We start from the raw sequence: 22,854 nt of genomic DNA, 5'->3' as shown, positions 1-22,854 counted from the left end.
AGTCTTTCTCGCGTGGCCCTGTACCGGACGTATCGACCAGCTACGTTTGCCGACGTCGTCGGTCAAGAACACGTCACCGAGCCGCTGTGCCGGGCACTCGATTCCGGCCGCATCAACCACGCCTACCTGTTCTCGGGTCCACGCGGCTGCGGCAAGACGTCGTCGGCGCGCATCCTCGCCCGGTCGCTGAACTGCGTCGAAGGCCCCACCTCGACGCCGTGCGGCGTGTGCGACTCGTGCGTGGCGCTGGCGCCCGGCGGTCCCGGCAACCTCGACGTGATGGAACTCGACGCGGCCAGCCACGGCAACGTCGACGACACCCGCGAGCTCCGCGACCGCGCCTCCTACACCCCGGCGTCGTCGCGGTATCGGGTGTTCATCATCGACGAGGCGCACATGGTCTCGAGCGCGGGCTTCAACGCGCTGTTGAAGGTGGTGGAGGAGCCGCCGGAGCACCTCATCTTCATCTTCGCGACCACCGAGCCCGAGAAGGTGCTGCAGACCATCCGGTCGCGCACCCACCACTACCCGTTCCGGCTGCTCGCGCCCGCGGTGATGCGCGGCCTGCTCGAGTCGATCTGCGCCAAGGAGAATGTCACCGTGGCGCCGCCGGTGTTCCCACTGGTGATCCGCGCGGGTGGTGGCTCGCCACGTGACTCGTTGAGTGTTCTCGACCAGTTGCTGGCCGGCGCCGGACCCGAGGGCGTGACCTACGAGCGGGCGCTGGCGTTGCTCGGCGTCACCGATGTCGCGCTGATCGACGACTCCGTCGACGCGTTGGCCGAGTCGAACGGCGCCGCACTGTTCGGTGCGGTCGAGCGACTGGTCGACGCCGGCCACGATCCGCGTCGGTTCGCCGTCGACCTGCTCGAACGGTTCCGCGACCTCATCCTCCTGCAGGCCGTGCCCGACGCGGTGGAGCGCGGACTCGTCGAGGTCCCCGAGGACCAGGTGGAGCACATGCGTGCCGAGGTCGAGCGCATAGGCCCCGCCACGCTGACCCGCTTCGCCGAGACGGTGCACGCGGCCCTGGGGGAGATGCGCGGCACCACCTCGCCACGCCTGCTGCTCGAGGTGATGTGCGCGCGCATGCTGCTGCCCTCGGCCTCGGATGCGGAATCGGCTGTGCTGCAAAGGATCGAGCGTATCGAGGCGCAGCTTGCGGGTGGCGCTCCGGCGGTCACGGCGCAGATCGGTGCACCGGCACCCGCGGTGGTGCCCGGGCCCGCCGGACCGCCTGCCGCGCCCGCCGACACCGACGCGGGGTCGAAGTTCGTGCGTCCCTCGCAACGTCGGGAGACCGAGCCCGAGCCTCGACCCGAGCCTGAGCCTGCGGTCACCGCTCCGGCACCCGTCGTCGAACCGGTCGCGGTGGCTCCCGCACCCGAGATCGTCCCCGAGCCCGAGCCCGAGGCCGTCTCGGAGCCCGAGCCCGAGCCCCCCGTCGTCGAGCCTGCACCCGTCGAGCCCGAGCCGGAGCCGGAGGTCGTCGAGCCCGCGCCGTTCGCCGAGGTCGAGCCCGAATCGGTCGAGCCCGAACCGGAACCGGAACTCGTGGAGCACGAGCCCGCCGCAGCCGAGCCCGGTCCACCTGCGACGCCCGGGGTCGACGTCGAGACCGTGCGCGCGAAGTGGGCCGATGTACGCGCGAAGATCGGCGAACGCGACAAGATCATCCAGGTGATGCTGTCGGCCGCGACGGTGCGCGCGGTCGAGGGGTCGACCCTCGTGATCAGCCACGACGCGGCGCCGTTGGTCGCGCGGCTGTCCGAACCGCGGGGCCAGACGGTGATCAGCGCCGCGATGGGCGACGTGTTCGGCGGCGAGTGGTCCATGCGCTGCGTCCACATGGCCAACGACGCGGCGTCGGCGGCGACCTTGAACGATCTGACGGGTCCCGGCCGCAAGGGCGCAACGGCGGAGAAGACCACCTACACGCGTCGTGGCGGACGCAGTGGGGCGAACGCGGCGGCCACGGGGTCATCGGACGAACCACCGCCGCCCGAGGAACCATCCCCGGAACCGGCGCCACCCGTCGCCGACGAAGACCTCACCGACGCCGATCGCGACGAGATGATCGCCGACGCCCGCGACAGCGACCCCGATCCGCGCATGGATCCCGAGCAGGTCGCCATGGCGCTGCTCGTCTCCGAGCTCGGCGCCCGCCCCATCGACGGCACCTAACCCGTCAGTTGGGCACGTAACGACCGCAGTTGGGCATCTAACGACCGCAGTTGGGCACGTAATGCCCGCGGTTGGGCACGTGACGAGCCCGACCGAACGACATCGCAAACGCCGATGCCCAACTGCGGGATTTATCTGCCCAACTGCGGGAACTATCTGCCCAACTGCGGGGTTTACGTGCCCCACTGCGGGGGTGTCAGATCAGGCGTTCCACCAGGGGCGCAGGGGGAGGCCGTTGCCGCCGTTCTCGTCGAGCTTCACCGCGAGCACCTGGTGCAGCTGGATGATGTTGCGCTCGAAGCCGACCCGGCAGGCGGCCATGTACAGACCCCACAGGCGGGCGGTCGATTCACCGACCTCGGCGACGGCGTCGTCCCAGTTGGCCACGAGGTTCCGGTTCCAGTCGCGCAGCGTCATCGCGTAGTGCTCGCGCAGGTTCTCCTCGTGGACCACCTCGAGGCTGGCGTCCTGCATGGCCGCGATGATGGTGCCCGACCCGGTCAACTCCCCGTCGGGGAACACGTAGCGGTCGATGAAGGCGCCCGCCTTGTGCTTGCCCTTGTTGTCGGGCCGGGTGATCGAGTGGTTCAGCATCAACCCGCCCGGCTTCACCTTGTCGCGCATGAAACCGAAGTACGACGGGTAGTTCGCCACACCGATGTGCTCGGTGAGTCCGATGGACGAGACCGCGTCGAACCCGGTCTCGGTGACATCGCGGTAGTCACTGAACCGGACCTCGGCGAACTCCGCGAGCCCCTCCTCGGCGATCGCCTTCTGGGCCCAGTCGGCCTGCTCGGCCGACAGCGTCGCACCGATCGCGTACACACCCTGGCGTGCGGCGTAGCGCACCATTCCGCCCCAGCCGCAACCGATGTCGAGCAACCGGTCGCCCGGCTTCAGGCCCAGCTTGTCGAACACCAGGCGGTACTTGTTGTCCTGAGCGGTCTCCAGACTCGCGTCGCGGTCGGGGAAGCAGGCGCACGTGTAGGTCATCGACGGTCCGAGAACCCACTCGTAGAACGTGTTCGACACGTCGTAGTGGTGGTGGATCGCCTCGGCGTCGCGAGTTCGGCTGTGCCGCAGGCCTTCGGCGATACGACGCCACCTCGGCTGCGCCTCCTGGGCGGGCGGGGTGATCGGCTTGAAGTGCTCGAGCCCGAGTGACCGGGTGATGTTGGCCAGCGTGATCGCGTTGGGTCGCGCGAAACTGACGTTCGCCGAGAGGGCCTTGAGCGCATCGTAGGGATCGCCGGGCGGACTGCCCTTGAGGTTCAGGTCGCCGGAGATGTAGGCCCGTGCCATCCCGAGGTCACCCGGTGCGGTGACCAGATACGTTGTGCCACGCGGGGTCACGAGATCGAGGCCGTACTCGGCGTCGACAGGCCCGGCGGAGCTGCCGTCGTACGCGGTGACCCGCACCTTGAGGTCACCGCCGGCGATGGCCTCGACGATCTCGGCGAGCGACATCTTGGGCGCTGAGATGATCGACGGTGAACCGCCTCGGGTGGATGTTCCGTGATTCGCCATCATTGACGCTTCACCGCCTTCGCATAGAGATCCAGGAAACGAGCTCCCGGGTCGAACTGTTTCTTCAGACGCCGCATCGCGTCTCCGCCGTACAACTCGTCGAACTGGTCCTCGTCGTAGAACGCGTCCGAATACAGGGACTTGTGGCCGTCGAGCTCGGAGACCTTCGCCTCGATCAGTCGGTTGGCCCGTCCCTCGATCGCGCCCTCCTGGATCGGCACCGCCGACCAGAACCCGACGTTGACGTAGGTGCGGTTCGGCTCCAGGGGGTACAGCGGCCACGGCCTGTCGCCCTTCGACCCGCTCGCGTCGTCCGCGCCGCTTGCTTCGCTCCCGGCGCGTAACCGCAACGGGCACAGCCAAATCGGTTCGATCGGGATGGTCTCGAGGAACCATTCGATGAACTCGGTGGTCCGCTCGATGGGCACCTCGATGTCCTGCACGACACGCTCGTTCGGCGGCTCACCCTTGCGGGCGTTGAGTCGGTCGGCGATGTCGTAACGGTGGTCGAGGGCGATCAGCTTCCAGTAGAAACTGCTGCGCAACAGCTTCTTCGGCCAGAATCGACGGATCTTCGGGTTCTGGGCACCGAACGCACGCGAGCACCAGAACCAATCGGTGTCCCACCGCCACAGATAGTCGTGGATCGTCAGCCGATCGCGGATCGGCGTCGACGTCGTCGCGTGCTGGAAGGAGCGGTAGTAGATGTCGGACCCGGTGTAGTCGCTGACCGGACCCTCGACCGCGCTGCGACGACCGAGGGTGAGGTACGCCTCGGTCGCGGTGAACACGACACCGTCGAGGTAGTCGACGGTCTCGCCGTCGTGGCTGCCGTCGGTGATGATGCGGTCCATCGTGTCCTGCAGCGTCGCGATGTCGGTGAAGCGCAGGTGGCGCAGCTCCACGAACGGGTCGACGCGCTCGAGTTCGATCCGCAGCCGCGTGCTGTAGCCCAGCGTCCCGTAGGAGTTGGGAAAGCCGTGGAAGAGGTTGGCGTTCTCATTGGTGGGGCTCGCGGTGACGATGTCCCCCGAGCCGGTGAGGATGTCCATCTCGAGCACCGACTCGTGCGGGAGCCCATTGCGGAACGACGTGCTCTCGATACCGAGCCCGGTGACCGCCCCGCCGAGGGTGATGGTCTTGAGCTGGGGCACCACCAACGGTGCGAGACCGTAGGGGAGGGTCGCGTCGACGAGGTTCTCGTAGGTGCACATACCGGCGACGTCGGCGGTCATCGCGTCGGGATCGACCGAGATCACGCGGTCCAGACCGGAGACGTCGAGACCCGGGTAGGGGTTCTTCGCGCGACGGCGGAAGAGGTTGGAGGTCTTCTTCGCCAGCCGGACGGTGGCGTGGTCGGGGATCGCGCGGTAGCTCGCGAGAAGCGTCTCGACTCCGCGGGCGAAGGCCTCGGCCCCCATCTCGCGGTCGTTCGACCCCGCCTGCGACCGGCGTCGCCTCACCACCTCGCCCGATCCCGTCGCTGTGTCTGAAGTCATCTCGATGAGAGTAGGACTCCGCTCTCGGCCCCGCCAACCAGCCACCGGACACGACCTCATGGCGCGTGGATGAACACCACCCGACCCGTGCCACGATGGATGCATGGACGCCACCGCACTGCGCGAACTGCAGAAGCCGCTCAAGGACCAGTACAAGGAACAGCCCGAGGCCGCGCTCGCGCCGTTGCACGCCGTCGGGACGTTCACCGACGGCGACATCACGTGCACCGTCGACACCTGGGCCGGGCCCATCACCGCGGGTCTGCACCCCACCACCGGCGGCGACGGCAGCGAGGCCTGCTCGGGCGACATGCTGCTGCAGGCACTCGTGGCCTGCGCCGGGGTGACGTTCCGTTCGGTCGCGACGGCCATGTCGCTCGATATCCGCAACGCACAGGTGCGCGCCGACGGCGCGTTCGACGCCCGCGGCACCCTCGGCATCGACCGCGACGTGCCCGTCGGGATGACCGACATCTCCCTGACCTTCACCTTCGACACCGACGCCGACGACGCCAAGGTCGCGAAGCTCCTCGAACTGACCGAGCGCTACTGCGTGGTCGCCCGCACCCTCGCGGGGTCGGCGCCGGTGGCGATCAGGAGGGGCTGACCACCGGTAATCTGTTCGGCACGACACGGCCTGCCCTCCCGGCGGGCCCGACACCGAGGAGATTTTCGTGGCCCAGGTTTCGGCGACCCAGTCGATCGACATCAACGCAGCACCCGACGCGGTGCTCTCGGCGCTGTCGGACTACACCGTGGTTCGTCCGCAGATCCTGCCCGAGCAGTACCTCGACTACCAGGTGGTCAGCGGGAAGTCGGGCGCGGGCACCGTCGCGCAGTGGACGCTGCAGGCGACGAAGAAGCGCTCGCGGAACGTGAAGGCGACGGTCACGGCCGACGCGAACTCCATCACCGAGAGCGACGCGAACTCGACGATGGTCACCACCTACACCGTCACCCCGGCGGGTTCGGGTTCCAAGGTCTCGACCACCACGCAGTGGCAGGGCGCCGGCGGCATCGGCGGCTTCTTCGAGAAGACCTTCGCCCCCAAGGGGCTGAACCGCATCCAGTCGGCGTTGCTGGGCAACCTGAAGACGCGGCTCGAGAAGTAGCGACCGATGTCCCGTCGGCGGGCGTCGCCGCTGCCCGCGCGGGACGGGGTCGACGCCACCCGGGTGGTGCCCCGATCCGACGGATCGGCGTTCGACGCGGTGCGGGCCACCCGGGCGTTGGCCGGTGTCGACGACGCGGTGCTGCTGGCGAGGTTCGCCGCCGGTGAGGTCGTCGACCGTTCGGGTCGGCCGCTGACCGCCGCCGAACCGGTACCCGCTCTCGAGCCGCTCTACCTCCACCGAGGTGTGGGCGCCGAGACCCCTGTCCCGTTCGAGCTGGAGATCCTGCACGTCGACGACGACATCGTGGTGGTCGACAAGCCGCATTTCCTCGCGACCATGCCGCGCGGCGCCCACGTCGTCGAGACCGCTCTGGTGCGCCTGCGTCGTCTGCTCGGTGAGGACGAGGTGAGTCCCGCCCATCGCCTCGATCGGCTGACCGCGGGCGTCCTGCTGTTCACCCGCCGGCCCGAGGTCCGGCGTCCCTACCAGCAACTGTTCGCCGACCGGCGGGTCGAGAAGGACTACCGCGCGTTGGCGCACACGCCGCCGAGCGGCCTGACGGTTCCCCGCGAGATCGCCGACCGTGTCGAGAAGGTGCGGGGGAACCGACAGGCATCCGTCGTCGACGGACCGGTCAACGCACGCACCCGTGTCGCGGCGATCGAACCCGGGCCCTCGCCCGACCGCGCCTGGTATCACCTCGTGCCTCACACCGGACGCACCCACCAGTTGCGGGTGCACATGGCGCGACTCGGGGTACCGATCATCGACGATCCGCTCTATCCCGTCATCGACGACGAGCTCGGGTCGATGCCGGAGCGGGGCGACTTCACCCGACCGCTGCGGCTCGTCGCCCACCGACTGGCGTTCGTCGACCCCCTCACCGGTCACCGACGGGAGTTCGTGTCCCGCCGGTGACCGGCGTCGCGGATCAGGCGGTCGCGATCTCGTTCGGCACGCCGGGCAGTGTCACCCGCTTGCCCACGGCGAAGGTCCCCAGGTCGAGCGTGGTCAGCGACCGCGTGGCGGGATCGGTGACGTACGCGGTTCCGCCCCGTACGCGCAGAGCCGGGCGCGGATCCTGCCACTCGATCGGTTCCTCCCAGGCGTCGACGACCTGCACGCTGCGGGTCACCCGCCCGCTCGCGGGGTCGATGGAGTGCACTGCGCCGTCGGTACCGAGGACGAGGGCCTCGCCGGACGGCCCGCGCTCGAGCGAACGGAACGTGTAGCTGGTGCCGAGGTCGACGAGCCGCAGCGACGCGGTCCGGGTGTCGACGACGGAGACCTGTGTCGGGCGTTCGAGTTCGGCGTCCTCGTCCGTTTTGTAGTCGCCGAGAAGGAAAGGTGAGGAATCGCTGCCGGCCTGGTTGCCGATCCGGCCGTACGGATCCGGGCTGGTCACCTTCACGATCGCGCCGTCGCGGTAGAGCAGCATGCCGTTCTCGCAGCCCACCGCGATCACCTCGTTCTGCGCGGCGGCCTCGCCGTGCACCCCGGGGCACTCGGTGTTGCGCACCTTCGGTTTCCGGTCGGGACCGAGCACGGCGATGCCGGTCCGTGCGTCCTCGGTTCCCTCGGTCACGACCAGGTCGTCTCCGGAGAGCACCGCCACCCCGTGATGCGGGGCGGGGGCGGTGTACTCGGTCACCGCAGGCGGCGTCTCGCCGCCGAGGTCGGACGGGTCGAACATCGTGACCTTCCCGGTGCCGTCGTCGAACAGCACCGTGGTCCCCGCGTGGGTGACGACGTGCCCTGCGTCGGTGGCGGCGAACGTCGTGTCGGTCATCGTGCCGGTCCCCGCGTCGAGCACCTGCCATCCGGCGGGTGTCGTGACGAGCATGTGGCGGTCGTTCCCCGCAGGGTTAAGTCTCGTGAACCCCTCGACGGCAACCTGTTTCGACACCGCCAGCGTGATGCCGTCGAGCACGGCGATACCGCCGTCGTAGGTCACCGCGATCGGCTCGGCGATCGTGGCGGCGGATCCACCGGCTGTCGACGCGGTCCCGGCATCGGTTCCGCCGCCGTCCCCACATCCGGCGGCCATCAGCCCGGCGACGACGACCAGGGATGTGCCGGTGGCGGCACGTCGTCGGGTCATGCTGTGCGACATGGTCATTTCCTCTCTCATCGGTGTTCAGCGGTCTCGGGTGAGACCGGTCGTGATCCGTTCGGTGTTGGCGCGCATCATCTCGATGTAGGTCGCCGCTCCCTGACCGGGTGGGGTGAGCGACTCCGTGAACAGCCCGACGACGGCGACGTCGGTCCCTGTCTGTTCGGCGAGTACGCGCGCGAGGCGGTCCGGCTGAGAGGAGTCGGCGAAGATCGTCGGCACGTCGGCCTGCCGGACCGCGGCGGCGAGCTCGGCGAGGTCCGAGGCGCTCGGCGACGCCAGCGTCGTGCCCCCGGGGACGACCGCCCCGAGGACCTCGAAGCCGAATCGTTGTGCCAGATAGCCGAACACGTGATGGTTGGTCACCAGCTTGCGGCGGTCGACCCCGATCCGCGCGAACGATGTCTCCATCGAGGTGGTCAGCGCGTCGAGGCGGTCCCGGTAGGCCCCCAGCGTCCGGTCGAGCTCGGCGCGGTCGATGCCGTCGACGTGCTCTGCGACGGAGTCGGCGATGATCTGCGTCGCGCGCACGACCCGGTCGGGGTCGGTCCAGAAGTGGGGGTCGGGTACATCGTCGCTGCCCGCCACCGGCAGCGGATCGAGGTTCTCGGCCACCGTCACCACCGGGGCACCGTCGGCACGGGCCGAATCGACGGCCCGCGCGACGCCCTCCTCGAGACCCAGGCCGTTACTGATCACGAGATCCGCCGAGCTCATCTCGGCGCCCTGACGGGACGAGATGCCGAAACTGTGCGGGTCGGCACCGGGAGGCATCAACACGGTGACCGCGGCCTGGTCTCCCACGATCTCGCGGGTGATGTCGCCGAGGATGTTGGTGGTGACGACGATCGCCGACGACGGTCGATCGGAGCAGCCGGCCAGGCCGGCTGCCACGAGAAGTGTTGCCACGACAGCGGACAGGAGGCGCGCGCGGGTCATCGTCCGGTCTCCACCATGAGCGACGCCCGGCCGGGGGTGGTGATCACGCGGGCGATGCGGCCGTCGTCGCGGTGGTCGATCTCGAACACGCGGTTGCTCGCGGGGTCGTTCACGTACGTGCGGGCGGTGTCGATCTGCACGGTGCCGACGTCGGTGACACCGGGGAGTGGGGTGCGGGTCGCGGGCGACGTGGCGGTACGGCGCACCTCCACGCCGCCGGCTGCGGTCGCGACGATCGGACCGGTCTCGCCGGCCGTCGCCGCCGTGGCGGGTACATCCGTGGGCAGCGGCGTCGCGGTCCGCGCGGTCAGGTCGACGAGAACGGCGCGACCGGGTCCGGTGGCCACCACACCGTTGGCACCGGGGCGGTGGGCGAGTCGCTCGACGGGTCCCGTGCCCGGTGGGAGACCGATCGTGGTGACCCGGCCGCGCGCGGAGATGACGACGACAGCGTCGGCGCAGGCAAACACGGCGCCGCGGCGCGCCACGGTCGATGCGCTCGGTGAACGGCAATCGACGGTCTGCGCACGTGCACCGTCGGATTCGCGGATCTCGATGCCGTCGTCGGTCGGGGTCAACAACGATCCCGCGAGCGGAACGGTCGCGGCGCCCGCGCCCGTTCTCGGGAGGCGGTCGAGAACGACGATCCGGCCCCGGTCCTGCTCTTCGCGATCGAGGATCACCACGGAACGGTCGTAGGTCAGCGCGGTGTGTGTCGCGTCGGCGTGGACGCCGAGCAGTCGACCGCCGCGGTCGATCGTGCCCGGGGATCGCGGCGCCGCCCGGTAGTAGTGGACGTGATCGGCGTGGTCGACGGTCCATCCGCCGCTGTCGACGACGGTCGTGGTCGTCGCCGACACCGCGTAGGCGTACCGACCGTCGCGGACGAGGTCGGTCGTGCCGGGAGCATCGGCCACCGATGACGATTCGCCGGTCAGCAGATCGACCACCGAGACCCTCGCGTCGGTGGTGTCGGCGACCACCAGGCGGTACTGGGTGTCGGCGGTCTCCTCGGCGCCTTCGACGTATCCGTGCGGAGTGGGGGACTCCGCGCCCGCATCCGGGGCCGGTTCGGTGCTCGCGCACCCGGCGACCACGAGCGTGAGCGCGAGAGCGATCGGGACGAATGAGGTTCCGACAGTGGGTACGCCGAGGGCACGTCTCATGCGGGGATCTCCTGGGATGGTCGTGACGGACGGCGGGGCCGACGTCGATGGGCTGCCGACGCGAGGGCGGAGAGGGTGAATACGCCGACCGCGGTGAGCGCCACGGTGGCTCCCGCGGCGGTCGCGAGATGCCACGACAGGACGAGGCCGACGACGGTGGAGGCGGCCCCGACGGCCGCGGCGCCGAGCATCATCACGCCCACGCGCGGGGCCCAGAGAGCGGCGGCGGCGGGCGGCGCGATGAGGAGTCCGAACACGAGCAGCGTCCCGACGACGTGGAACGACGCCACCACGGCGAGCGTCAGCAGCAGGATCTGCGCGGCGGTGACGAGGGTGGGCCGGTAGCCGAGGCCGACCGCCAGCCGCTCGTCGACCGACACCGCCGTGAACGCCCGGTGGCCGAGGGCGGCGAGCACGACCGCGAGACCGGTCGCCACCGCGAGGACCACGACGTCGACACCGCGCACCGCGAGCAGATCGCCGAAGAGGATCGCCGTCACATCGACGGTGAACGAGTTCGACCGCGACACGATGACGACGCCGAGCGCCAGCATGCCGACGAACAGCACGCCGATCGCGGTGTCACCGCCGATTCGTCGCTGTCCGGTCATTGCGCCCACTCCCGCAGCCATCGCCAGCGCGCTCGCGGTGGCCCCGATGAGCGGGTTGCCGCCGAGCAGGGTCGCCATGGCGATGCCCGGCAACATCCCGTGGGCCATCGCGTCGCCGAGAAAGGTGAGCCCGCGGATCAGCACCCAGGATCCCGCCACCGCGCACAGGACCGCCGCCAGAATCCCGGCGAGGAGTGCGCGTTGCGTCGCGATGCTCGCGAACGGCTCGGTGATCCAGTACATGCGGCTAGAGCATAATGGGAGTCGTTTTCATTATGGGAAGCGGGTAATGCGTTGGTAAAGGTGCAGATGAGAGGCGTCGGTGTGCGCTTCGGGGACCGATGGGCGCTCGAGGCGGTCACCGCAGAGTTCGATGCCGGGTGCCACAGCGTGGTGGTGGGACCGAACGGCGCCGGGAAGACGACCGCCCTCGATGTGGTGGTCGGGGTACGTCGGCCGGATGCGGGCTCGGTGGAGGCGGGAACCCCGGCGTACGTGCCGCAGCACCGGGTCGTGTCCGACCGGCTGCCGATCACGGTGGGCGATGCGGTCGCCATGGGTCGGTGGCGTGCACGCAGGCATCGTCGACTCCGCCCCGAGGACCGGTCCCTCGTGCGTGAGGCGATGGACCGCGTCGCGATCGGAGACCTGCGAGATCGACAGGTCGGGGCTCTCTCCGGAGGGCAGCGACAGCGCGTGCTGATCGCGCAGGCCCTGGCCCAGCAGGCCGAGGTGCTGCTCCTCGACGAACCCACCTCGGGGCTCGATGCGATCTCCCGTGAGGTGGTCGCGCAGGTGATCGCCGAGGAGGCCCACCGCGGCGCCGTCGTCATCGAGGTCACCCACGACCTCGGGGCCGCGGCACATGCCGCGCACTGTGTGGTGCTCGCATCGGGGCGGGTGGTGGCCCAGGGGCCGGGCGCCGAGGTGCTCACCGCCGCGCGGGTGGCGGCCGTGTGGGGCGCGTTCACCCCACCCGGGGGTGCGACGATGGTCGGATGATCGTCGCGTCGTACGACCGCATCGCCGATCTGGCGTTCGAGGCCGTCATCTTTCTCGACACCGAGAGCAGCGACTGCTTCCAGATCCAACGTGACCTGCTGACCCAGGTCACCACGACGGCGCCGACGTACCAGGTCAGCACCGGTATGAGCGCGCCGGTCCCCGATGGCATCACGCAGTGGCGACGGGTCGGCGACCGGTTCGAGTTCGCGCTCACCGCCCGCGCGTCACGGATCTTCGGCGGCACCGACGTCCTGTCGTTCGACGCCGAGGCCGCCGACGGCGTGACCCTCGACGAGATCGCCGAGCACGTCGAGCGTCTGCTGCGCTGACTTGGGCGGCGCGCCCACTACGCTGGACTCCGTGGATCCCGAGAACCCGATGGCAGGACTGTTGGCGCAGGCACAGAAGATGCAGGAGCAGCTTCTGGCCGCGCAGAACCAGATCGCGGAGACCGAGCTGACCGGCACGGCCGGTGGCGGCCTGGTCACCGTGACCGGAAGCGGTACAGGCGACGTGACCGGCGTGACGATCGACCCGAAGGTGATCGACGTCGACGACGTCGAGACACTGCAGGATCTCATCGTCGGCGCGCTGGCCGACCTCGCGAGCAAGCGCGACGCCCTGGCGTCGCAGACCATGGGCCCCCTGGCCGGCGGCCTCGGCGGACTGGGTGGCGGGCTGCCCGGATTCGGCGGCCCCGGCCTGGGTCAGTGACACCCCCGTGTACGAGGGACCGATCCAGGATCTGATCGACGAGCTGGCCAAGCTCCCCGGTCTGGGACCCAAAGGCGCACAGCGTATTGCGTTCCACCTGCTCGGCTCCGAGAACCAGGAGTTCGACCGGTTGATCGCCGCTCTCGGACACGTCCGTGACGACGTCACCTTCTGTGCTGAATGCGGCAACGTCTCCGCCGACAAGCTGTGTCGCATCTGCTCCGACGCCCGCCGCGACACCACGAAGATCTGCGTGGTCGAGGAACCCAAGGACGTGCAGGCCATCGAGCGCACGAAGGAGTTCAAGGGGCGCTACCACGTGCTCGGCGGCGCCCTCGACCCGCTCGGCGGCATCGGTCCCGACCAGCTGCGGATCCGAGAACTGCTGCGGCGCCTCGGTAATCAGGCCGACGGTGTCGACGTCACCGAGGTGATCGTCGCGACCGACCCGAACACCGAGGGCGAGGCCACCGCAACCTATCTCGTGCGGATGCTCAAGGACTTCCCGGGCCTGTCGGTCACCCGACTGGCCTCCGGTCTGCCCATGGGCGGTGACCTCGAATTCGCCGACGAACTCACCCTCGGGCGCGCCGTGTCGGGTCGTCGTGTTCTCACCTAGTCGCCGTCGTGTCGTCTCCTGATCTCGATTCCCGTTCGGTGGCATCGGATCTCGCCGACGAGCTCCGTTCGGGCATCGTGGTGATCGACGGGCCGTCGGGCGCAGGAAAGTCGTCGTTCGCCGATCAGCTGATGAGTGCGCTGGGCGCGCGCAGGCGAGGTGCGGTGCTCATCCGCACCGACGAGTTCGCCACGTGGGACGACCCGGTGGGCTGGTGGCCGGAGCTCGAACACGAGGTGCTGCAGGCGTATACGCGCCGACACGACTACCGGCACCGACCGCGGGTGTGGCGTGGCGACACCGCCGAGCCGGGTCCACGCGTGTGGATCCGGTGGGAACCGCTCCTGGTCATCGAGGGGGTGTCGAGTGCGCGGACCGCGATGGCCGATCGCGCCGACCATGCGCTGTGGCTCGACGGCCCGACCGCCCCGGAACGACTCGAGCGCGCGGTCGCCCGCGATGGCGAGAGCACGCGGGAGCACCTGCGACGCTGGCAGGACTTCGAGGCCGGCTGGTTCGCCGTCGACCGCACCCGCGAGCGGTGTCGGGTGATCGGCTGACCCGGTCGAGTTCCTCGAGCGTCGAACTCCTCAGCTACCGCTTCGCCGCGGCGATCCGTTCACGGCGCAGTTGGTCGATCTCCGGCAGGTCGAGCGGTGCCAGTGTCGCGCCACCCATGGCCCGCGACAACAGGTGGTCGGCGAGCTCGGGATTGCGGGCGAGCACCGGACCGTGGAGGTACGTGCCGATCACCGACCCGGTGACAGCGCCGTCGGCTCGATCCCCGGCCCGGTTGCCGTGACCGGAGTCGACGCGGGCCAGCGGAACCGAGTCGGCACCGAGAATCGTTCCACCGCGGTGGTTCTCGAATCCCGTGAGTTGCTGCGTGAGGCCTGCGAGGGTGGGGCTGGTGACCAGCTCGCCGATGCTGCGGGTCGTCTGCGGTGTGGTGGTGAGATCGAGCATCGAGATGCCCTCGACCCGCTCGCCTGCCGAGGTCTCGTACCAGTGACCCAGAACCTGGATGGCGGCGCAGATCGCCAGCACGGGCGCTCCCTTGGCGGCGGCCTTCTGTAAACCGGGGTAGCGCAGGAGATGTCGGGTGGCAAGACGCTGCGCGTAGTCCTCGGCCCCGCCGAGTGTGTAGACGTCGAGCGACTCGGGGACGGGGTCGTCGAGGGTGATCTGGACGATCTCGGCGTCGATGCCGCGCATCCGTGCGCGCTGCCGGAGGATGAGGGCGTTGCCGCCGTCGCCGTAGGTGCCCATCACGTCGGGCAGCACCAAACCGATTCGGAGAGCTGAGGTCTGGTCAGCCACGGCGGGTCCCCTCCGAGCGTTCGATCCGGTCGATGGCGACGCCGAGGTCACGGAACGCGGTGTAGTTGGCGAGGACGTCCACCCGGCCGGGAGGGCACGAGGCGATGGCGACCAACGGATCGGGGATGGTCTGGTGCTCGGCTCCGGCGTAGATGAGACGCACCCCGAGATCGGAGGCCCGTTCTCCCGCGGCGACCACCGTCGTGTTCTCGAAGTGCTCGAAACGCACGTCCCAGAGCCACGAGAGGTCCTCGCCGTCGGGCACCTGGCCGTTGACGGCGATCACCAGTCCGGCGGCGTCGGGATCGATCATCGACAGCGCCTCCTGCCATCCGGCGGGGTTCTTGGCGAGCAGCAGACGCACCGAGTGCGGGCCGACGGTGCGCACCCCGTACCGCCCGGCGACCTCGCCGACACCGGACACCGCGGCGACCGCTGCGTGGGGGTCGGCGCCCATGGCCACCGCTGCGGCGACGGCCTGGGTCGCGTTGCCGCGGTTGGCCTTCCCGGGCAGGGTGAGGGTCATCGGCGCGGTGAAGACGTCGGGGCCGTGGATGGAGTCGTCGTCGAACCACCACGAGGGTGTGGGGCGCCGGAAGTCGGTTCCGCTGCTGTACCAGTCGTCGCCGGAACGGATGATCGGTTCGCCCGAGCGTGGGCAGCTCACCGAGTCGTTGGCCCATCCGGCGCCGGCCGCGACCCACACCACGTTCGCCGCGTCGTACGCCGCGGAGGCGACGAGCACGTCGTCGCAGTTGGCGATCACCGTCATGTCGGGGTGTCTGGCGATGCCCTCGCGCAGCCTGCGCTCGATGATGTTGATCTCGCCCACGCGGTCGAGCTGATCGCGTGAGAGATTCAGCAGCACAAGCACGTCGGGATCGACCGCGTCGGACACGTGGGGCACGTGCAGCTCGTCGACCTCGATCGCCGCGTACGGCGCGTCGCGTCCGAGGGTGAGCGCGGCGATGATGCCGGCGTCCATGTTCGCGCCGTCGGCCTGACTGATGACGCCACCGAGACCGGCCAGCGCCGCGGCGGTCATCTTCGTCGTCGTGGACTTGCCGTTGGTGCCGGTGATGAGCGCGGTGGCCTTGCCGCCCGCGAGACGACCCATGATCGAGGGGTCGATCTTCGCGGCGATGAGGCCACCGATCATGGAGCCTTTGCCGCGACCGGTTCTCTGGGAGGCCCAGCGAGCTCCTGCGGCCGCCGCGAGCGCCGTCCGGGTACGAATCGGGAGGCGCGCCCGGCGTTGCGTGGGGGCGTCGGACATGCCGATGAGTCTGTCACAGGGACCGCTCTGCCCGCCGCGCCCATCATCCCGCCGAGGCAGCCGATGATGACCACCGCGGCCCCGATGAGCTGCAGCGCAGACGGGTTCTCACCGAGCACGAGCCATGAGGCGGTGATCCCCACCACGGGCACCAGCAGCGAGAACGGCGCCACCGTGCTCGCCGGGTGCTTGCTCATCAGATAGGTCCACAGTCCCGACCCGGCGACGGTCCCCAGCACGATCACGTAGGCGAGTCCGCCGAGCGCGATCAGACCCTCGTGCGTGAACGCGGTCGACAGTGCGTCGACCCCCGCCGAGGGGCCCTCGATCACCAGGCTCATGAGGTAGAGCGGGATCGGCGGGATCACGCACATCCACAGCGTGAGCCGCATGGGGTTGTCGGGCTTGGCCAGACGGCTGCCGAGATTGCCGAACGCCCAGCCGAGCCCGGCGATGAGGGTGAGCAGCATCGGGAGCACGCCGATCCCGGCGCCGGCCTCGGCCCGGTCGATCCCGATCACCACCATTCCGACGATCGCGACGCCGATGCCCACCACCTGCCGCAGCGTCATCCGCTCGCCGAGCAACACCACCCCGAGGATGACGGTGAACGGCGCCGACGACTGGAGCACCAGTGACGCGAGACCGGTGGGCATGCCGGTCGCCAACGCCAGGAACAGGAACGCGAACTGGACGATGCCGAATCCGGCTCCGTACAGAAGCAGCCAACGCACGGGGACGTTCGGGAAGGGGACGAACAGGATCACCGGGACGGCCATCACGGCGAAGCGCAGGGCGGCGAAGAAGAACGGCGGGAAGTGTTCGAGGCCCGCGTGGATCGCGATGAAGTTCAGACCCCACAGCACGACGACGGTCAGACCGATCAGACGGTGGCGAGTGCTCATGCGGACAACGATGGGCGAGCCGGCCGCTTCAGCACAATCGAATTGTTGTGGACGGTCATTGTAGATTTGCTACATGGATGTCCACCGCTTGCGGCTGCTCAGGGAGTTCGCCGACCGGGGCAGTGTGGGTGCCGTCGCCGATGCGATGCGCCTCACCCCCTCGGCGGTGTCGCAGCAGTTGAAGGTACTGGCTCGCGAGGCGGGTATCGATCTCCTCGAGCAGCAGGGGCGCGGTCTGCGGCTCACCGACGCGGGCCGTGCGCTGGTGCTGCGCGCCGACGAGGTGATCGCCGCCGTCGACCGGGCGGCCGAGGAGATGGCCGCCCGTTCTCGCACCACCGTCGGCACGGTGCGACTCGCGATGTTCCCCTCGGCCGCGGCGCTGCTGCTACCGGGTCTGCTGTCGGCGACGCGGTCGTCGGGGATCGACCTCGTGGCCGCCGATGTCGACGTGCCCTACGGCTCGGCGCCCGATGCGCTGGCCGACCACGATCTCGTGCTCACCCACCGTGACGAACGCGCGCCCTCGATCACGTCGCCCCGCGTTCGCTCCGCCGTGGTGATGCGTGAGCCCGTCGACCTCGTCGTGCCGCCCGACCACCGGCTCTCCGAGCAGGAATCGGTGAGTCTCGACGATCTCGACGACGAGGACTGGATCAGCGTGCGCGGTGGGTTCCCGGTCGACGACGTGCTGCTGTCACTGGCGACGGTGACCGGTGTCGCACCCCGGGTCGTCCACCGCATCAACGACTTCGCGGTCATCGAGGCCATGGTCGCCGCCGGCCACGGCATCGCCCTCATGCCCCGTCACGCGGTGCGGCATCCGCAGGTCCATCGGCTGGTGCTCTCCGGCGTGCGCGCGGCCCGCGTCTACGAGATCCTCCACCGACCGACGGCCCTCGAGCGACGCGTCAACGCCGCCGTGGCCGAGGACATCCGTGGGTTGTGCGCGAGCATCGAGTGACGGCGGCGGCGAGAACGGCCGTACCGCGTGACGGGGTGGCGCCGGCAGCGGCGTCTCAGGCGGGCTGGGTGCTGGTACCGAACGCGTAGTCCGAGAGCGGGAACGTCGAGGCCGAATGGAGGCTGTTCGATGTCGAGGTCGGACGCAGCAGTGCCGCCTCGCCGTGCTGGTTGAAGTAGTAACTCCGCGAGGTGGAGCACTGGCCGCCGTAGAACACCGAGTCACCGAGCTTCTCGGTGACGTCGTCGAGGAAGGCGGAGTTCGCGTCGTCGGTCACCTCGAAGGTGTCCGCGCCACGCCGCGACAGCTCGCCGAGCAGACGTCGCATGTGGGCCATCTGCGATTCGATCGTCGTGAAGTAGGACAGCCCGCTGTAGGAGTACGGACTGTTCAGGCTCAGCAGGTTCGGGAACCTCGGGATCGTGATGCCCTCGTACGCCTGGAACCGGTGTTCACGCCACCACGCACCGAGGTCGCGTCCCTCGCGTCCGATGATCTGCAACGCAGGGAAATTGGTGTCCCAGAGGTTGAAACCGGTCGCCAGCACGAGTGTGTCGATCGGTGTGCGGGTGCCGTCGGCGGTGATCACCGCGTCGCTCTCGAAGCGTTCGATCGACGATGTCTGCAGCCGGGTGTTCGGGCGGTTGAAGGTGCGGAAGTACTTGTTGGAGAACGTCGGTCGTTTGCAGCCGAAGTCGTAGTGCGGCGTGAGGGCCTTCCTCGTCGCGCGACCGCGAACCGAGACCCTCAGATGCGCCCGCGCGGCGGCGGCGGCGATCTTGTTGACGATCTTGGCCTGCCGGAAGTGCAGCACACCCACCACCATGATCCCCTCGAGGATCGCGTTGTTCACCGATCGGGCCGCCCGCTGGGTGCGCGGCACACGGGCGAACAGGCGCTGCACGAATGGGGGTATGGCGAAGTCGATCTTGGGCACCACCCAGATGGGGGTACGTTGGAAGACCGTGAGAGCGGTTGCGCGCGCAGCAATCTCGGGGATGAGTTGCACAGCTGTGGCGCCCGTGCCGATGATCGCCGCGCGCTCGCCGGTGAAGTCGTGGTCGTCATCCCACCGGGTGGTGTGGATGATCGTGCCCGCGAACTCGTCGATGCCCGGGAAGTCGGGCGTATGGGGTTGCGACAGGAATCCGGTCGCGGTCACGAGAAAGCGTCCGGTGAGGGTCTCGCCCGCGTCGGTGGTCACGGTCCAGTGGTGTTCGCCGTCATCCCATTCGGCGCGCTGCACACTGACACCGAAACGCATGGAGCGTCGGAGGTCGTAGGTGTCGGCGATGTGCTCGGCGTACTTCTTCAGCTCGGCGCCGGGTGCGAACAGTCGGGACCAGTGGGGGTTCGGGGCGAACGAGTACGAGTAGGTGACCGACGCGATGTCGACGGCGAGCCCGGGGTAGTGGTTGACGTGCCACGTACCGCCGAGGTCGTCCTCGCGGTCGAGAATCGTCAGACGTTCGTACCCCAGTTCGCGGAGTGCGATCGCCGCACCCATGCCGCCGAAGCCTGCGCCGACGATGATCGCGTCGAACTGTGGTGTCATCGTCGACCCCTCAACTAAGTGTGACTCATCGTCACATGTAGCCCGAGTGTCGTGCATCCCCGCCGTCGAGTCAAGGAGTGGCAGGCGCCCCGTGGGGCATCATGTCGCCCCATCGCCGCAGCGCGTCCAGAACGGGGAGCAGGCCACGGCCGGATTCGGTCAACAGGTACTCGTGCCTCGGAGGCCGCTCGTTGTACTGCTCTCGTCGGATGATGCCCGCGGTCTCGAGCGAGCGGAGGCGAGATGCCAGCCGGTCGCGGGCCATCCCGGTGTGTCGCGCGATGTCGTTGAACCGGGTCACGCCGAAACCGATCTCACGCACCACGAGCAGTGACCAGCGATCACCCACGACGGTGAGGGCGTCGTCGATGGGGCATTCGCGGACGCCGGCAAGCATTGTCGGTTTGACTTCGGGACTCACGGTGTTAGCGTAACGCCGGCCGAGTGAGTTGGAAAACCAAACCCACCGACAGGTCGCGTCGACCAGGAAGGAAATGCCATGCCATCGGTACTCATCACCGGAGCGTCGAAAGGCCTCGGCCGCGCCACCGCCGAGGAGTTCGCCGCCCGCGGACATCGTGTGGTCGCCACCGCCCGTGATCCCCGAACGCTGGACGATCTCGATGTCGACCAGCGTCTCGCGCTCGACGTGACCGATCAGGCGTCTGTCGACGCAGCCATCGCGGAGGCCGGCGATCTCGACATCCTGGTCTCCAACGCGGGCGTGATCTTCCATGCGTCGGTCGAGGCCACGCCACCGGCAGAACTCGAGCGGCTGTTCTCGGCCAACACCGTCGGTTCGATCCGGACCGCCCAGGCCGTGCTCCCCCAGATGCGGACGCGGGGAAGTGGTCGGTTGCTGTTCCTGTCCAGCGTTGTCGGGCGCGTGGTGCTGCCCGGAAACGCGGCCTACGCAGCCACGAAGTGGGCGCTCGAGGCGCTTGTCGAGGAGCTCGCGATCGAGGTGGGGCACTTCGGGATCCACGCGTCGCTCATCGAACCGGGCGCGATCTCGACCGGGGCACTCGACGACGTCCTCAGATACGCGCTGCCCGATGACCCGTACGCGCCACTGATGTCGCAGCGCGGGGATGTGTTCTCGTCGATGCTGACCCCGGCCGAGGTGGCGACGGCGATCGTCGATGCGGCCGAGATGGACTCACCGCCCCTGCGTGTCCCGGTCGGCGCATCCACGGTGCAGACGCTCACGGCACGGGATGGCGCACCGTTCGACGGTGCCGTTCCGGGCCATCCCCCTCGACTGGTGAGAAGCCGCCTGTGCGAACCCGCGCCGAACTGACGAACCCGCCTCACGCAGGAGGCGGGTTCGTCGGTTCAGGGCGGGTCGGCGCGGGCTAGGGCGCCCAGGTCCGCGGGGCAGGGCCTGCGGCGACGTCGTCGCCCTGTCCCGACCCGAACAACTTGCGGTGGTTGCGGTTGACCGCCGAGACGACCGCGCGCAGCGTCGCGGTGGTGATCGAGGTGGCGATGCCGACGCCCCACACGACCTCGCCGTCGATCTCGGTCTCCACGTAGCTGGCCGCGCTGGCGTCGAAGCCCGCGGTCATCGCGTGCTCGCTGTAGTCGAGGATCCGGATGTTGAACCCGACGGTGCCCAGGGCATCGACGAACGCCGCGAGCGGCCCGTTGCCCCGGCCGGCGATCTCCTTCTCGACGCCGTCGACCTTGACCACCGCACTGATGCGGTCCTCGCCGTCGTCGGTCTCGGCGGCGTCGACGCGCTGGCTGATGCGCTCCAGCGGTCGCAGCGGGTGCAGGTACTCGTCGGCGAAGACGTCCCACATCTCCTTGGGCGAGACCTCGCCGCCCTCGCCGTCGGTGATCTTCTGGATCTCACGGCTGAACTCGATCTGCAGTCGCCGCGGCATGGCCAGGCCGTGGTCGGACTTCATGATGTAGGCGACGCCGCCCTTGCCCGACTGGCTGTTGACGCGGATCACGGCCTCGTAGTTGCGGCCGACGTCCTTGGGGTCGATGGGCAGGTACGGAACCTGCCAGTAAAGGTCGTCGATGTCGGAATCGGCGGCGTCGGCGTCGACCTTCATCTGGTCGAGCCCCTTGTTGATCGCGTCCTGGTGGCTGCCCGAGAACGCGGTGTAGACCAGATCGCCGCCGTAGGGGTGGCGCTCGGGAACGCCGAGCTGGTTGCAGTACTCCACGGTCCGACGGATCTCGTCGATGTCGGAGAAGCTTATCTGCGGGTCGACGCCGCGGCTGAACAGGTTCATCCCGAGGGTCACCAGGCACACGTTGCCGGTGCGCTCCCCGTTGCCGAACAGGCAGCCCTCGATGCGGTCGGCGCCCGCCTGGTAACCGAGTTCTGCTGCGGCAACCGCGGTTCCGCGATCGTTGTGCGGGTGCAGGCTCAGGATCACCGAGTCGCGACGGGCCAGGTTGCGGTGCATCCACTCGATGGAGTCGGCGTACACGTTCGGCGTCGCCATCTCGACGGTCGCCGGCAGGTTCAGGATGATCGGGTCGGCCGGGGTGGGCGCGATGATCTCGGTGACCGCGTCGCACACCTCCTTGGCGTAGCTGAGCTCGGTCCCGGTGTATGACTCCGGGGAGTACTCGTAGCGCCAGTGGGTGTCGGGGTACTTCTGCTCCTCCGACTTCACCTTGCGGGCGGCATCGGTGGCGATCTTGGTGATCGCGGCCTTGTCGGCGCGGAACACGACACGGCGCTGCAGGACCGAGGTCGAGTTGTAGAAGTGCACGATCACCCGGTTCGCGCCGCGGCAGGCGTCGAAGGTGCGCTCGATGAGTTCATCACGGCACTGGGTGAGGACCTGGATGGTGACGTCGTCGGGGATGGCTCCGTCGGTGATGATCTCGCGGACGAAGTCGTAATCGGTCTGGCTGGCCGAGGGGAAGCCGACCTCGATCTCCTTGTAGCCCATGCGGACCAGCAGGTCGAACATCCGGCGCTTGCGCGCCGGGCTCATCGGGTCGATCAGCGCCTGGTTGCCGTCGCGCAGATCGACCGCGCACCACGCGGGGGCGCGGTCGATGATCCGGTCGGGCCAGGTGCGGTCGGCCAGCGTGATGGCCTCGACCTCGTCGGCGAAGGGCTTGTACCGATGCGACGGCATCGCCGAGGCGCGCTGGGTGTTCCAGCTCGGTTGATCAGAGGGGACGGGGCCGCCGGGCGAGACGATGCGGCTGGCTCCGGAACGAAAACTGTCTGCTGCAGGCATGGGAGGTCATTTCTCCGTGGTCGTGGATGAAGTGACCGGCGCAGGATCGACCCCCGCGACGGGGAGCCGGTCTGATCAGACCCCGCCGCGGCACCCGAGAAGGAGGCTGCGCCGCATGGTGGCA

The 22,854-nt window shown here is 69.1% G+C and carries 23 protein-coding genes; 11 read left to right on the top strand and 12 right to left on the bottom strand.

The window, feature by feature from the left end; translation table 11 throughout:
- Window positions 1–12 precede the first annotated feature (12 nt).
- A complete protein-coding gene (locus TU34_RS20325) occupies window positions 13–2,184 on the top strand; it encodes a DNA polymerase III subunit gamma and tau (RefSeq protein WP_045824705.1) in 2,172 nt (723 codons plus the stop codon).
- Between the two features lie 201 nt (window positions 2,185–2,385).
- Here the strand turns inward: TU34_RS20325 and TU34_RS20320 are convergent, their stop codons facing one another.
- Window positions 2,386–3,651, bottom strand: a complete 1,266-nt coding sequence (locus tag TU34_RS20320; RefSeq protein WP_238981406.1) for a class I SAM-dependent methyltransferase — start codon at window positions 3,649–3,651, stop codon at window positions 2,386–2,388.
- A 59-nt stretch (window positions 3,652–3,710) separates the two neighbouring features.
- A complete protein-coding gene (locus TU34_RS20315) occupies window positions 3,711–5,132 on the bottom strand; it encodes an FAD-binding oxidoreductase (RefSeq protein WP_045824765.1) in 1,422 nt (473 codons plus the stop codon).
- A gap of 181 nt (window positions 5,133–5,313) precedes the next feature.
- Here TU34_RS20315 and TU34_RS20310 point away from each other — a divergent pair, with 181 nt between their 5' ends.
- From TU34_RS20310 to TU34_RS20300, 3 genes are all read left to right on the top strand, one after another.
- On the top strand, window positions 5,314–5,817 hold the full coding sequence (locus tag TU34_RS20310; protein WP_045824704.1) for an OsmC family protein: 504 nt from the start codon (window positions 5,314–5,316) through the stop codon (window positions 5,815–5,817).
- A 67-nt stretch (window positions 5,818–5,884) separates the two neighbouring features.
- Entirely contained in the window at window positions 5,885–6,322 is a 438-nt protein-coding gene (locus TU34_RS20305; protein WP_045824703.1) for an SRPBCC family protein, read from the top strand.
- A gap of 6 nt (window positions 6,323–6,328) precedes the next feature.
- Window positions 6,329–7,243: a pseudouridine synthase gene (locus tag TU34_RS20300; RefSeq protein WP_045824702.1), complete on the top strand. Its 915-nt coding sequence runs from the start codon at window positions 6,329–6,331 to the stop codon at window positions 7,241–7,243.
- 13 nt (window positions 7,244–7,256) lie between these two features.
- Here the strand turns inward: TU34_RS20300 and aztD are convergent, their stop codons facing one another.
- Genes aztD through aztB form a run of 4 tightly spaced genes read right to left on the bottom strand, consistent with a single transcriptional unit; the run spans window position 7,257 to window position 11,397 of the window.
- A complete protein-coding gene (aztD, locus tag TU34_RS20295) occupies window positions 7,257–8,438 on the bottom strand; it encodes a zinc metallochaperone AztD (RefSeq protein WP_045824764.1) in 1,182 nt (393 codons plus the stop codon).
- 24 nt (window positions 8,439–8,462) lie between these two features.
- Complete coding sequence (gene aztC, locus TU34_RS20290; RefSeq protein ID WP_045824701.1) at window positions 8,463–9,377, bottom strand: zinc ABC transporter substrate-binding protein AztC; 915 nt, start codon at window positions 9,375–9,377, stop codon at window positions 8,463–8,465.
- On the bottom strand, window positions 9,374–10,543 hold the full coding sequence (locus tag TU34_RS20285) for a hypothetical protein (RefSeq protein ID WP_052689098.1): 1,170 nt from the start codon (window positions 10,541–10,543) through the stop codon (window positions 9,374–9,376). The genes aztC and TU34_RS20285 overlap by 4 nt, the downstream gene beginning before the upstream one ends.
- The gene (aztB, locus tag TU34_RS20280; RefSeq protein ID WP_045824700.1) at window positions 10,540–11,397 is read right to left on the bottom strand and encodes a zinc ABC transporter permease AztB; all 858 of its coding nucleotides are present in this window, start codon (window positions 11,395–11,397) and stop codon (window positions 10,540–10,542) included. Before aztB ends, TU34_RS20285 begins: the two co-directional genes overlap by 4 nt.
- Before the next feature lie 66 nt (window positions 11,398–11,463).
- Here aztB and TU34_RS20275 point away from each other — a divergent pair, with 66 nt between their 5' ends.
- The 5 genes from TU34_RS20275 to TU34_RS20255 are packed head-to-tail and all read left to right on the top strand — an operon-like array spanning window position 11,464 to window position 14,052.
- Window positions 11,464–12,156, top strand: a complete 693-nt coding sequence (locus TU34_RS20275) for a metal ABC transporter ATP-binding protein (protein WP_045824762.1) — start codon at window positions 11,464–11,466, stop codon at window positions 12,154–12,156.
- Window positions 12,153–12,488 (top strand): hypothetical protein, encoded by a 336-nt coding sequence (locus TU34_RS20270; RefSeq protein ID WP_045824699.1) that lies wholly within the window; start codon window positions 12,153–12,155, stop codon window positions 12,486–12,488. Before TU34_RS20275 ends, TU34_RS20270 begins: the two co-directional genes overlap by 4 nt.
- A gap of 49 nt (window positions 12,489–12,537) precedes the next feature.
- Window positions 12,538–12,873, top strand: a complete 336-nt coding sequence (locus TU34_RS20265) for a YbaB/EbfC family nucleoid-associated protein (RefSeq protein ID WP_045824761.1) — start codon at window positions 12,538–12,540, stop codon at window positions 12,871–12,873.
- 7 nt (window positions 12,874–12,880) lie between these two features.
- On the top strand, window positions 12,881–13,492 hold the full coding sequence (recR, locus tag TU34_RS20260; protein ID WP_045824760.1) for a recombination mediator RecR: 612 nt from the start codon (window positions 12,881–12,883) through the stop codon (window positions 13,490–13,492).
- 8 nt (window positions 13,493–13,500) lie between these two features.
- Window positions 13,501–14,052, top strand: a complete 552-nt coding sequence (locus TU34_RS20255) for a uridine kinase family protein (protein WP_045824698.1) — start codon at window positions 13,501–13,503, stop codon at window positions 14,050–14,052.
- A gap of 34 nt (window positions 14,053–14,086) precedes the next feature.
- On the opposite strand, the gene TU34_RS20250 is transcribed toward TU34_RS20255, so the two are convergent.
- The 3 genes from TU34_RS20250 to TU34_RS24410 are packed head-to-tail and all read right to left on the bottom strand — an operon-like array spanning window position 14,087 to window position 16,993.
- A complete protein-coding gene (locus tag TU34_RS20250) occupies window positions 14,087–14,812 on the bottom strand; it encodes a type 1 glutamine amidotransferase (RefSeq protein WP_082080476.1) in 726 nt (241 codons plus the stop codon).
- Complete coding sequence (locus TU34_RS20245) at window positions 14,805–16,049, bottom strand: Mur ligase family protein (protein WP_238981410.1); 1,245 nt, start codon at window positions 16,047–16,049, stop codon at window positions 14,805–14,807. The genes TU34_RS20250 and TU34_RS20245 overlap by 8 nt, the downstream gene beginning before the upstream one ends.
- Window positions 15,968–16,993 carry an EamA family transporter gene (locus TU34_RS24410; RefSeq protein WP_150116630.1) on the bottom strand — a complete coding sequence of 342 codons (1,026 nt, stop codon included), beginning with the start codon at window positions 16,991–16,993 and terminating at the stop codon, window positions 15,968–15,970. Before TU34_RS24410 ends, TU34_RS20245 begins: the two co-directional genes overlap by 82 nt.
- 73 nt (window positions 16,994–17,066) lie before the next feature.
- Between TU34_RS24410 and TU34_RS20235 the strand changes: the two genes are divergently transcribed.
- Window positions 17,067–17,957 carry a LysR family transcriptional regulator gene (locus TU34_RS20235; RefSeq protein WP_045824696.1) on the top strand — a complete coding sequence of 297 codons (891 nt, stop codon included), beginning with the start codon at window positions 17,067–17,069 and terminating at the stop codon, window positions 17,955–17,957.
- Window positions 17,958–18,012: 55 nt separating this feature from the next.
- Here the strand turns inward: TU34_RS20235 and TU34_RS20230 are convergent, their stop codons facing one another.
- Both TU34_RS20230 and TU34_RS20225 read right to left on the bottom strand, forming a co-directional pair.
- Window positions 18,013–19,512 carry a flavin-containing monooxygenase gene (locus TU34_RS20230; protein ID WP_045824695.1) on the bottom strand — a complete coding sequence of 500 codons (1,500 nt, stop codon included), beginning with the start codon at window positions 19,510–19,512 and terminating at the stop codon, window positions 18,013–18,015.
- A gap of 70 nt (window positions 19,513–19,582) precedes the next feature.
- Window positions 19,583–19,933, bottom strand: coding sequence for a winged helix-turn-helix transcriptional regulator (locus TU34_RS20225; RefSeq protein WP_238981405.1), 351 nt, complete (start codon window positions 19,931–19,933; stop codon window positions 19,583–19,585).
- Between the two features lie 78 nt (window positions 19,934–20,011).
- Here TU34_RS20225 and TU34_RS20220 point away from each other — a divergent pair, with 78 nt between their 5' ends.
- Entirely contained in the window at window positions 20,012–20,812 is an 801-nt protein-coding gene (locus tag TU34_RS20220) for an SDR family oxidoreductase (RefSeq protein ID WP_082080475.1), read from the top strand.
- 55 nt (window positions 20,813–20,867) lie between these two features.
- Here TU34_RS20220 and leuA read toward each other — a convergent pair whose 3' ends face one another.
- The gene (gene leuA / locus TU34_RS20215) at window positions 20,868–22,730 is read right to left on the bottom strand and encodes a 2-isopropylmalate synthase (protein WP_045824693.1); all 1,863 of its coding nucleotides are present in this window, start codon (window positions 22,728–22,730) and stop codon (window positions 20,868–20,870) included.
- Between the last annotated feature and the right edge of the window lie 124 nt (window positions 22,731–22,854).

The organism is Williamsia herbipolensis, from assembly GCF_000964005.1.
In the GTDB taxonomy this organism is placed as follows: domain Bacteria; phylum Actinomycetota; class Actinomycetes; order Mycobacteriales; family Mycobacteriaceae; genus Williamsia_A; species Williamsia_A herbipolensis.
This window is presented reverse-complemented; position numbering and strand designations above follow the sequence as displayed.

Bases quoted from the DNA above. Each gene is read 5' to 3' on its own strand.
- TU34_RS24410 (WP_150116630.1), bottom strand. From the start codon at position 16,993: ATGAGCACTCGCCACCGTCTGATCGGTCTGACCGTCGTCGTGCTGTGG.
- TU34_RS20310 (WP_045824704.1), top strand. From the start codon at position 5,314: ATGGACGCCACCGCACTGCGCGAACTGCAGAAGCCGCTCAAGGACCAG.
- TU34_RS20230 (WP_045824695.1), bottom strand. From the start codon at position 19,512: ATGACACCACAGTTCGACGCGATCATCGTCGGCGCAGGCTTCGGCGGC.
- TU34_RS20220 (WP_082080475.1), top strand. From the start codon at position 20,012: ATGCCATCGGTACTCATCACCGGAGCGTCGAAAGGCCTCGGCCGCGCC.
- aztB (WP_045824700.1), bottom strand. From the start codon at position 11,397: ATGTACTGGATCACCGAGCCGTTCGCGAGCATCGCGACGCAACGCGCA.
- TU34_RS20285 (WP_052689098.1), bottom strand. From the start codon at position 10,543: ATGAGACGTGCCCTCGGCGTACCCACTGTCGGAACCTCATTCGTCCCG.
- TU34_RS20315 (WP_045824765.1), bottom strand. From the start codon at position 5,132: ATGGGGGCCGAGGCCTTCGCCCGCGGAGTCGAGACGCTTCTCGCGAGC.
- TU34_RS20275 (WP_045824762.1), top strand. From the start codon at position 11,464: ATGAGAGGCGTCGGTGTGCGCTTCGGGGACCGATGGGCGCTCGAGGCG.
- TU34_RS20300 (WP_045824702.1), top strand. From the start codon at position 6,329: ATGTCCCGTCGGCGGGCGTCGCCGCTGCCCGCGCGGGACGGGGTCGAC.
- leuA (WP_045824693.1), bottom strand. From the start codon at position 22,730: ATGCCTGCAGCAGACAGTTTTCGTTCCGGAGCCAGCCGCATCGTCTCG.
- TU34_RS20235 (WP_045824696.1), top strand. From the start codon at position 17,067: ATGGATGTCCACCGCTTGCGGCTGCTCAGGGAGTTCGCCGACCGGGGC.
- TU34_RS20265 (WP_045824761.1), top strand. From the start codon at position 12,538: ATGGCAGGACTGTTGGCGCAGGCACAGAAGATGCAGGAGCAGCTTCTG.
- aztD (WP_045824764.1), bottom strand. From the start codon at position 8,438: ATGTCGCACAGCATGACCCGACGACGTGCCGCCACCGGCACATCCCTG.
- aztC (WP_045824701.1), bottom strand. From the start codon at position 9,377: ATGACCCGCGCGCGCCTCCTGTCCGCTGTCGTGGCAACACTTCTCGTG.
- TU34_RS20320 (WP_238981406.1), bottom strand. From the start codon at position 3,651: ATGTCGCTCGCCGAGATCGTCGAGGCCATCGCCGGCGGTGACCTCAAG.
- TU34_RS20270 (WP_045824699.1), top strand. From the start codon at position 12,153: ATGATCGTCGCGTCGTACGACCGCATCGCCGATCTGGCGTTCGAGGCC.